The sequence below is a fragment of the Geodermatophilus sp. SYSU D00698 genome (assembly GCF_054050335.1).
On record NZ_JBJGZD010000001.1, the window covers coordinates 324,322 to 332,488 of the forward strand.

At 76.6% G+C, this 8,167-nt stretch carries 8 protein-coding genes; 4 read left to right on the forward strand and 4 right to left on the reverse strand.

Features of this window, described 5'->3' with window-relative positions; translation table 11 throughout:
- Window positions 1–22: 22 nt before the first annotated feature.
- Window positions 23–1,822 (reverse strand): copper resistance CopC/CopD family protein, encoded by a 1,800-nt coding sequence (locus ACI8AB_RS01670; protein ID WP_456948710.1) that lies wholly within the window; start codon window positions 1,820–1,822, stop codon window positions 23–25.
- Window positions 1,819–2,463: a zf-HC2 domain-containing protein gene (locus tag ACI8AB_RS01675; protein WP_456902874.1), complete on the reverse strand. Its 645-nt coding sequence runs from the start codon at window positions 2,461–2,463 to the stop codon at window positions 1,819–1,821. Before ACI8AB_RS01675 ends, ACI8AB_RS01670 begins: the two co-directional genes overlap by 4 nt.
- Window positions 2,464–2,531: 68 nt before the next feature.
- On the opposite strand from ACI8AB_RS01675, the gene ACI8AB_RS01680 reads away from it, so the two are divergent.
- The 4 genes from ACI8AB_RS01680 (at window position 2,532) to ACI8AB_RS01695 (ending at window position 6,129) form a co-directional block, all read left to right on the forward strand.
- The gene (locus ACI8AB_RS01680) at window positions 2,532–3,089 is read left to right on the forward strand and encodes a sigma-70 family RNA polymerase sigma factor (protein ID WP_387985996.1); all 558 of its coding nucleotides are present in this window, start codon (window positions 2,532–2,534) and stop codon (window positions 3,087–3,089) included.
- Window positions 3,090–3,196: 107 nt separating this feature from the next.
- Entirely contained in the window at window positions 3,197–3,814 is a 618-nt protein-coding gene (locus ACI8AB_RS01685) for a DUF47 domain-containing protein (RefSeq protein WP_387985999.1), read from the forward strand.
- A 6-nt stretch (window positions 3,815–3,820) separates the two neighbouring features.
- Window positions 3,821–4,822 (forward strand): anion permease, encoded by a 1,002-nt coding sequence (locus ACI8AB_RS01690; RefSeq protein ID WP_456902876.1) that lies wholly within the window; start codon window positions 3,821–3,823, stop codon window positions 4,820–4,822.
- Window positions 4,823–5,124: 302 nt separating this feature from the next.
- The gene (locus ACI8AB_RS01695; RefSeq protein WP_456948711.1) at window positions 5,125–6,129 is read left to right on the forward strand and encodes a sulfite exporter TauE/SafE family protein; all 1,005 of its coding nucleotides are present in this window, start codon (window positions 5,125–5,127) and stop codon (window positions 6,127–6,129) included.
- A 108-nt stretch (window positions 6,130–6,237) separates the two neighbouring features.
- Here the strand turns inward: ACI8AB_RS01695 and ACI8AB_RS01700 are convergent, their stop codons facing one another.
- Both ACI8AB_RS01700 and ACI8AB_RS01705 read right to left on the reverse strand, forming a co-directional pair.
- Window positions 6,238–7,215 (reverse strand): NAD-dependent epimerase/dehydratase family protein, encoded by a 978-nt coding sequence (locus ACI8AB_RS01700; RefSeq protein WP_456948712.1) that lies wholly within the window; start codon window positions 7,213–7,215, stop codon window positions 6,238–6,240.
- Window positions 7,216–7,353: 138 nt separating this feature from the next.
- The gene (locus ACI8AB_RS01705; RefSeq protein WP_387986009.1) at window positions 7,354–7,905 is read right to left on the reverse strand and encodes a DUF5994 family protein; all 552 of its coding nucleotides are present in this window, start codon (window positions 7,903–7,905) and stop codon (window positions 7,354–7,356) included.
- Between the last annotated feature and the right edge of the window lie 262 nt (window positions 7,906–8,167).

Consider the following 8,167-nt stretch of genomic DNA (forward strand, 5'->3'; position numbering starts at 1 on the left):
TTCTGTGGCTCCGGGGAGGGGCTCAGCGCACCGGGAACCCGGTGCTCGCGGTGGTGGCGGTGAACTCGTCGAGCCGGACGCTGACGGCGACGGTCCAGGTGCCGGCGCCCGGGATCGACATCCCGTCGGCGACCCAGTGGCCGGGGCCGGCGGGCTCGAGGTCGACGTCGAGCGGGCCGATCTCCTGCTCGGGCTCGGTGAGCGTCACGCGCAGGTCGGCCGGCTGGGCCAGCCGGCCGTCGTCGTCGAACAGGTAGAGGTGCAGCGTGTTGGCGCCCGGGCGGGCCGGGTCGATCGACAGCTGGACGCTGCCGGACTCCCCCGCCGACGACTGCAGCGGCAGGGTGACGTCGACCGGCTGGGCGGCCGTCGCGCGGGCCGGCGGGGTGCCCACCAGCAGCGCGGACAGCACCAGCACGGCGGCGGCGACGGCGGCCTCGACCAGGACCGTGCGGCGCAGCGGCGCGACGTCCTCGACGGCGCCGCGGGCCTGCACCGCGGCGCGGGCGCGGGCGGCCTCGGCGACCGCCGGCTCCTCGGCGCCGGGGGCGGCGAAGGCGTGCGCGGTCACCCGGCGGCGGCCGCCCGGCCGGGGGCGGGTGAGGCCGAGGTGCTGCTGCACCCACACCCGCGAGACGCCGGCGGCGGCCAGCAGCAGCAGGACCAGCGCGAGCTTGGCCAGCAGGATCCAGCCGTAGGTGGTGGAGACCAGCGCGGCCGGCGAGCCGACCTCGCGCACCGACTGGACGACGCCGGTGACCACCAGCGCGGCCACCGAGCCGGAGGCGATCCGCGACCAGCGCGGCAGCGCCGCGGCCAGCTCCCCGGCCTCGACGCCGGGCCGCACCAGGCCGGCCAGCAGCGCGGCCAGCCCGCCCAGCCACAGCGCCATGGCCGCGACGTGCACCGCGGTGACGGCGGTGGCGAGCACCGGGAGGCTGCCGGCCACCGGGTGCCCGACCGCCGCGGTGGTGAGGACGACGCCGGCGCCGAGGACGGCCACGCCCACCGTCTCCGGCGGCTGCGGCGCGGCCGCGCGGCGCCACAGCGGCACCAGCAGCGCGGCGAGCAGCAGCGCGAGCGCGCCGCGGCCGAGCGTGGTCAGGCCGTAGGCCGAGGAGGCGGTGGTGGACAGCAGCGCCGGGTCGAGCAGCGACCCCAGCCCCACCCCGCCCGCGTACGGGCCCTGCAGCAGGAAGGTGAGCACCGCGGCCCCGGCGACCGTCGCCAGCCCGGCCGTGGTCAGCCGCCGCATCCGCCGCGAGGCCCAGCCGGCCGGCCAGCACAGCAGCAGGAACGCCGGGACGCCCAGGCCCACGGCCTCCCCGGCGAACCCGAGGGCGCGTGCGGCCGGCAGCGCGGCGGCGACGAACGGGTCGGCGTCGGGGTCGGTGGCGACCGCCCCGGCGTCGGCGAGCTCGCCGTCGCCGACGACGAAGGCGTAGGCCCCGCTGACCGGGTGGGAGTCCGCGGAGATCACCCGGTAGGTGACGACGTAGCTGGCGTCGGGCAGGTCGCCGCGCAGCGGGACGGTGACCGTGTCGTCCTGCACCGACGCGGCGCCGGTGTCCACGCGCTCGCCGTCGTCGCCGAGGACGCGGGCGTAGCCGGCCCCGAGGGACACGCCCTCGGTGAAGCGCAGGGTGACCTGGCCGGGCGCCGCGTCGAGGCGGGCACCCTCCCCCGGGTCGGTGGAGACCAGCTCGGCGTGCGCGGCGGCGGGGCCGGCGGTGGCCACGCCGAGGCCGAGCCAGCCGGCGAGCAGCACGAGCAGCAGCAGGGCCGGCCGCGGTGAGCGGCGGGCCGGGACGGCGGTGCTCACGCGACCACCCGCCGGGCCGCCGCGGGCGCGGCCGCCCGTCGCGGCCGCTGCCGCCAGGCGACCACGGCGATGAGCACGACGCCGGCGAGCAGCAGCAGGTGCGCGGCGGCGCGGTCGGCGTGCACGTGCCCGGCCTGCAGGTCGCGCACCGTGGTGACGGTCAGCAGGACGGTGAAGGTGGCGAGGAACGGCAGCGCACCCGCGGCCAGCCGGGGCGCGGCGGCGACGGCGAGGAAGGCGGCCGCGACGGCGAGGTTCCACGCGCCGGTCTCGTGCGCCACGTGCACCGGCGCGCTCATCGCCGCGGTGCCGCCGGACAGCGCCGGCCACGCCAGGCCGGCCTGTGCCACGCCCACGGCCAGCAGCGCCAGCCGCAGCGCCGACCGCACCAGCCGGGCGCGCGCGGCGGCCGCGGTGCCGGGCAGCTGCCGCGGCAGCGCGCCGAGGACGGCGGCGGTGAGGTCGGGCACCGGTGGCGCGGGGGCCAGCCGCGCCCGGCGGGTCACCGCCTCCGCTGCGTCGGCCCACCCGGCGCACGCGGGGCACGCGGCGAGGTGGCGGTCGAGGTCGGCGGCGGGCACGCCGAGCGGCTCGCCGTCGAGTCGCGCGGAGACCGCCTCGCGGAAGGGGGCACACTGCATGTCGTCGTAGTCGTCACGGAGGGCCCGTCCGGTTCCCGGGAGCGGCCCGGATGTGACGGAGGGAACACGTGGACGAGCTCGAGCGGGTCGCGGCGGCCGCCGTCGACGGCGACCCCCTCGCCGCGGCCACCCTCGTGCGGTCCACCCAGTCCGACGTCTGGCGGCTGTGCGCCGCGCTCGGCGACCGGGACTCCGCCGACGACCTGACCCAGGAGACCTACGCCCGCGCCTTCGCCACGCTGCACCGCTTCGAGGGCCGCTCCTCGCTGCGGACGTGGCTGCTGGCGATCGCCCGGCGGGTCTGCGCCGACGCCGTCCGCTCGCGGCGCCGCCGTCGGCTGACCCTGGTCCGCGACGACACCGACCTGGAGGCCCTCGGCCGCGGCGACGACGCCGACCGGGTGGGCGAGGGCGCCGCCGTCACTGACCTGCTGGCCCGGCTGGACCCCGACCGCCGGGAGGCCTTCGCGCTGACCCAGCTGCTCGGGCTCTCCTACGCCGAGGCCGCCGAGGTGGCCGGTTGCCCGGTGGGCACGATCCGCTCGCGGGTCGCCCGGGCCCGCGCCGACCTGGTCGAGGCGCTCGGCGGGGGCGCGCTGGAGGGGCCGGACGCGGCCCGCGGGTGAACCTGCGCTGAACCGCGCGTGAACGGGTACCTATGCTGCCCGACGGCCGTGCGACCGCTCATCCGCGGCGGGCGCCCTCCCGAACCCCGCCGATCCGGAGCCCCTTCGTGCCCTTCAGCCTGACCCCCAAGGACCAGAGCTTCTACACCCTGTTCAGCGACTCCGCGCAGAACCTGGTGGCGGCCACCGACGTCCTGGGCGAGTTCATCCACGACCACGCCCGCCGGAGGGAGCTCGCCGACCGGCTGCGCGACCTCGAGCACGCCGGTGACCAGTCGACGCACGCCATCTTCCGGCAGCTGAACTCCAGCTTCGTGACGCCGTTCGACCGCGAGGACATCTACAGCCTGGCCAGCCACCTCGACGACGTCATGGACTACGTGGAGGCCGCCGCCGACCTCGTCGTCCTCACCGGGCTGGGCACCCTGCCGGCGGAGATGAGCCAGCAGACGGCGCTGCTGCAGCGCGCCGCGGAGACCACCGCCGAGGCGATGCCGCGGCTGCAGACGATGAAGGGCCTCCCCGACTACTGGATCGAGGTCAACCGCATCGAGAACGAGGCCGACAAGCTGTACCGGCGGCTGCTGTCCCGGCTCTACAGCGGCGAGTTCGAGGCGCTGGAGGTCCTCCGGCTCAAGGAGGTGGCCGACCAGCTCGAGGAGGCCGCCGACGCGTTCGAGAAGGTGGCCAACGTCGTCGAGTCCATCGCGGTCAAGGAGTCCTGAGCGTCGATGGACGCGGCCTTCGTCGCGCTGGTCGTCATCGTCGTCGTCGCCCTGGCGTTCGACTACACCAACGGGTTCCACGACGCCGCCAACGCCATCGCCGTCGCCGTCTCCACCAAGGCGCTGACACCGCGGGTGGCGCTGGCGCTGGCGGCGGTGATGAACCTGGTCGGCGCCCTGCTGTCCACCGAGGTCGCCAAGACCGTCGGCGCCGGGATCATCGAGGCGCCGACCGGGACCGGCGGGCTGGAGATCGTCTTCGCCGCGCTGGTCGGCGCGATCGTGTGGAACCTCGTCACCTGGTACTTCGGGTTGCCCTCGTCGTCCTCGCACGCGCTGATCGGCGGCCTGGTGGGCGCCGCGATCGCCGCGGCCCACGACGTCCAGTGGCTGGGCGTCGTCGACAAGGTCGTCATCCCGATGGTCGTGTCGCCGCTGGTCGGCTTCGGCCTCGGCTACCTGTTCATGCTCGCCATCCTGTGGACCTTCCGGCGGGCCAACGTCACCCGCGCCAACCGCGGCTTCCGCTACGCGCAGATCGTCAGCTCCGCGACCATGGCCCTCGGCCACGGCCTGCAGGACGCCCAGAAGACGATGGGGATCATCACGCTGGCGCTGTTCACCGCCGGCGAGATCGACGACTTCGAGGTGCCGCTGTGGGTCGTGCTCGCCGCGGCGCTCGCCATCAGCGCGGGCACCTACGCGGGCGGCTTCCGCATCATGCGCACCCTGGGGCGGCGGATCATCCAGCTCACCCCGGCCGGCGGCTTCGCCGCCCAGACCGTGGCCTCCGGCGTCATGGTGACGACGGCGACGGTCTTCGCCGTGCCGGTCTCGACCACGCACATCACGACGACGTCGATCATGGGCGTCGGGTCGACGCGGCGGCTGTCGGCGGTCCGCTGGGGCGTGGCCGGCAACATCGTCGTCGCGTGGATCGTCACCCTGCCGGCCGCCGGGGCGGTGGCCGCGCTGGCGTACCTCCTCACCGGCCTCCTCGTCGGCTGACGCCGCCGCTCCCTTGACCGAGGGGGCACCCCGCGGGGTGCTCGCGGGGTGACCTCCGTCTCGTCGACCCCCCGCTGGCATATCCCGATCGATCTGGTAGACATAGACCCCGTGGCGGCGACGGCGGTGCTCCTGGTGGGGCGGATCCACGTCGACCTGCTGCGCGTCTGCACGGCCACCTGTCCGGGCCGCTGACGCCCGCGCCCTCCGGGGCGCCCCTCCCCCTCGCACGACCCGCGCCGAGTCGCGCCCTGACGCGTGCCCGCGGCCCGCCTCCCAGCCGGACAGGAGCCCCCACCCCCGTGAAGACCCTCATCGTGCTCGCCCTCGCCGGGCTGGGCGCCCAGCTCGTCGACGGCAGCCTGGGCATGGCCTACGGCGTCACCTCGACGACGCTGCTGCTGGCCCTCGGCACCAACCCCGCCGCCGCCTCGGCGACCATCCACCTCGCCGAGATCGGCACGACGCTCGCGTCGGGGGTGTCGCACTGGCGGTTCGGCAACGTCGACTGGAAGGTCGTCGCCAAGGTCGGCGTGCCCGGCGCCGTCGGCGCGTTCGCCGGGGCCACCGTGCTGTCGAACCTCTCCACCGAGGTCGCCGCCCCGGTGATGTCGCTGACCCTGCTCGGGCTGGGCGTTTACCTCCTGGTCCGGTTCACCTTCCGCGGCATCGACCGCCGCAACCTGGGCAAGCCGGTGCGCAAGCGGTTCCTCGGCCCGCTCGGCCTGGTGGCCGGCTTCGTCGACGCCACGGGCGGCGGCGGCTGGGGCCCGGTCGGTACCCCCGCGCTGCTGGCCAGCGGCCGCATGGAGCCGCGCAAGGTGATCGGCTCGATCGACACCTCCGAGTTCCTCGTCGCGCTGGCCGCCAGCCTCGGCTTCCTCTTCGCGCTCGGCTCGCAGGGCATCGACCTCGCGTGGGTGGTGGCGCTGCTGCTCGGCGGCCTGGTCGCCGCGCCGATCGCCGCCTGGCTGGTCCGGCACGTGCCGCCGCGGCTGCTCGGCTCCCTGGTCGGCGGGATCATCGTCCTGACCAACACCCGCACGCTGCTGCGCAGCGACTGGATCGACGCCTCCGACCCGGTCCGCTACTCGGTCTACGCGGTCATCTACCTGGTGTGGGCCGCCGCCGTCGCCCACTCCTTCCTCCAGTACCGCAAGGACCGCGCGCAGGAGTCGGCCGACGCCCTCGCCGCCGAGGCCGCCCGCCTGGCCAAGGACGAGCACCTGCACTCCCCGGACGCGGCGGACGTCGCGGACCTCGAGCGCAGCCTCCGCGCCGGCCGCCCCGCCAACCCGCGCGACTGAACAAGGGCCTCCCGCCCCCCACCACTCGCGAGCTCGTGGCGGGCCCCTTCAGGGAGGTCGGGTCCGGGAGGCCCCGTCCGGCAGCTGCCGGGCGGGGCCTCCCGTCGTTCAACGGCCGGCCAGCAGCGTGGCCTCGAGCTCCTCGGGGAGGCCGGGCTCGGGCAGGCCGTGCGGCGGGGGCAGCCGCTCGGGGTCCTGCCGCAGCCAGGCCCAGGTGTCGGCGACGGTGTCGCGGACCGGCCGGCTGGGCAGCCCCAGCGCCCGCGCGCGGGCCGTGTCGACGTCCCACGCCGTCGCCGCCGTCTCCCGGGGCAGCCAGAACGGCAGGTGCAGCCAGGGCTCCACGCCGGCGGCCAGCAGGTCCTCCTCCGGCACCGGGACGAGCTCCGCGTCGCTGCCGGTGACCTCCCGGCACGTCTCCAGCAGCCCGCCCAGGGTCGTCATCCCGGCCGGGCCGGTGGCGTTGACCGGACCGGCCTGCCCGCGCGCGGCCATCTCGACCAGCCAGCCGGCCAGGTCGCGGACGTCGACCAGCGCGATCGGCTGCTCCAGCGCGTCGGGGACGACGACGCGGCCGCCGCGGGCGATCCGCTGCAGCCACCACGGCAGCCGGCGGACGTTGTCGTGCGGGCCGAGGATCAGGCCCGCGCGGGCGGTGAGGAACCGCCCGGGCAGCGCCGCGCCCAGCACCCGTTCCGCGTACGCCTTGTTCGGGCCGTAGTCGTCGTCGGCGGTGTCCCAGGTGGGGTCGTCCTCGCCGCGGACCGGTCCCGGCGGCCAGGTCGAGTAGGCGTTGAGGCTGCTGACGAACGCGTACGCCCGCACGCCGGCCAGGGCGGCCGCGGCGTGGTCGGCGGCCGGGCGGGTCTGGCAGGAGGTGTCGACGACGACCTCCGGCGTCCAGCCGTCCAGGGCGCGCGGGAGGGCGGCGGGGTCGTCGCGGTCGCCGTGTAGCGGGCGGACGCCGTCGGGCGGCACGCCGGTGACGCCGCGGCTGAACGCGGCGACCTCGTGGCCGCGGTCGAGGGCCGCCGTCGCCACGTGCCGGCCGAGGAAGTGGGTGCCGCCGAGGACGAGGAGTCGCACGGGCCCACCCCAGCGGAGCCGCTCCCCCGCCGTCCACCCGGTTCGCGGACGGCGCAAGGACCCGGGCGTCCTCGACTCGGGCGGCCCCGTCCCGGGTCCCGCCCCGAGCGTGCGGAGGGCGGGGAGGACGGGGCCCTCCTAGACCGCCCGGGTGACCACCGGGAGGTCGGGCACCTGCGGCAGCGGCTGGGAGCGGGCCGCGGCGAGCACCATCTGCGGCGACCGCGGCAGGCCCCGCCGGGTGCACAGCCGCAGCGCGCGCACGCCGGTGATGACGTCGGTCTCCGGCGGGACGACCAGCAGGTCCGCGCGCCGGTTGCCGCCGGCCCAGCTCAGGCACACGACGCCGGGGTCCATGCTGCGGAACCCGCCGGTGCGCACCACCCGGCCGTCGACGACGACCTTGCGCGGCGCCGGCAGCCACGAGTCCAGCGCGTAGGTGAACCGCTCGACCCGCACGCCGCGGCGGTCGAGCGCGGCGATCAGCTCGGGCACCTCGACGGCGAGGTCGCGACCGCGCGGGAACCAGGCCCCGTCGAAGGCGTTCTCCCCCGACCCGGCGTCGGCCCGCAGGCTCACGCGGACGTCGATGCCGCCACGGAAGCCCCCCGTGGTCCCCGTCGCCTCCGTCGTCGTCATCAGCAGTCCCGCCTCCCGCTCAGCGTGCTGCAGGCCCGCGTCCGGGCCCACCGGGCGACGGTAGGTCGGCGCGCCGCGGGATCCCTGCGCGCCGCGGCCGGGCCTGTCGCGCCCGGACGGCCGGTCATCACCGCCGGTCACGATCCGGTGACGGCAGCCCGCGGGCACTTCCGCGCAGACGCGCAGGAGCCCCCGTCCGGCGGACCGGACGGGGGCTCGGCGAGGCGTGGCCCCCCCCCGCGGGGCCCGGGGGGGGCAAGCCGAGGGGGTTGGGGTCTTGTGCCTTACGACCAGCATGTTGTCGAGCAATTAA

What these genes read in the sequence shown, in the direction of transcription:
- ACI8AB_RS01675 (WP_456902874.1), bottom strand. Translation starts at nt 2,463, where the DNA reads ATGCAGTGTGCCCCCTTCCGCGAGGCGGTCTCCGCGCGACTCGACGGC.
- ACI8AB_RS01690 (WP_456902876.1), top strand. Translation starts at nt 3,821, where the DNA reads ATGGACGCGGCCTTCGTCGCGCTGGTCGTCATCGTCGTCGTCGCCCTG.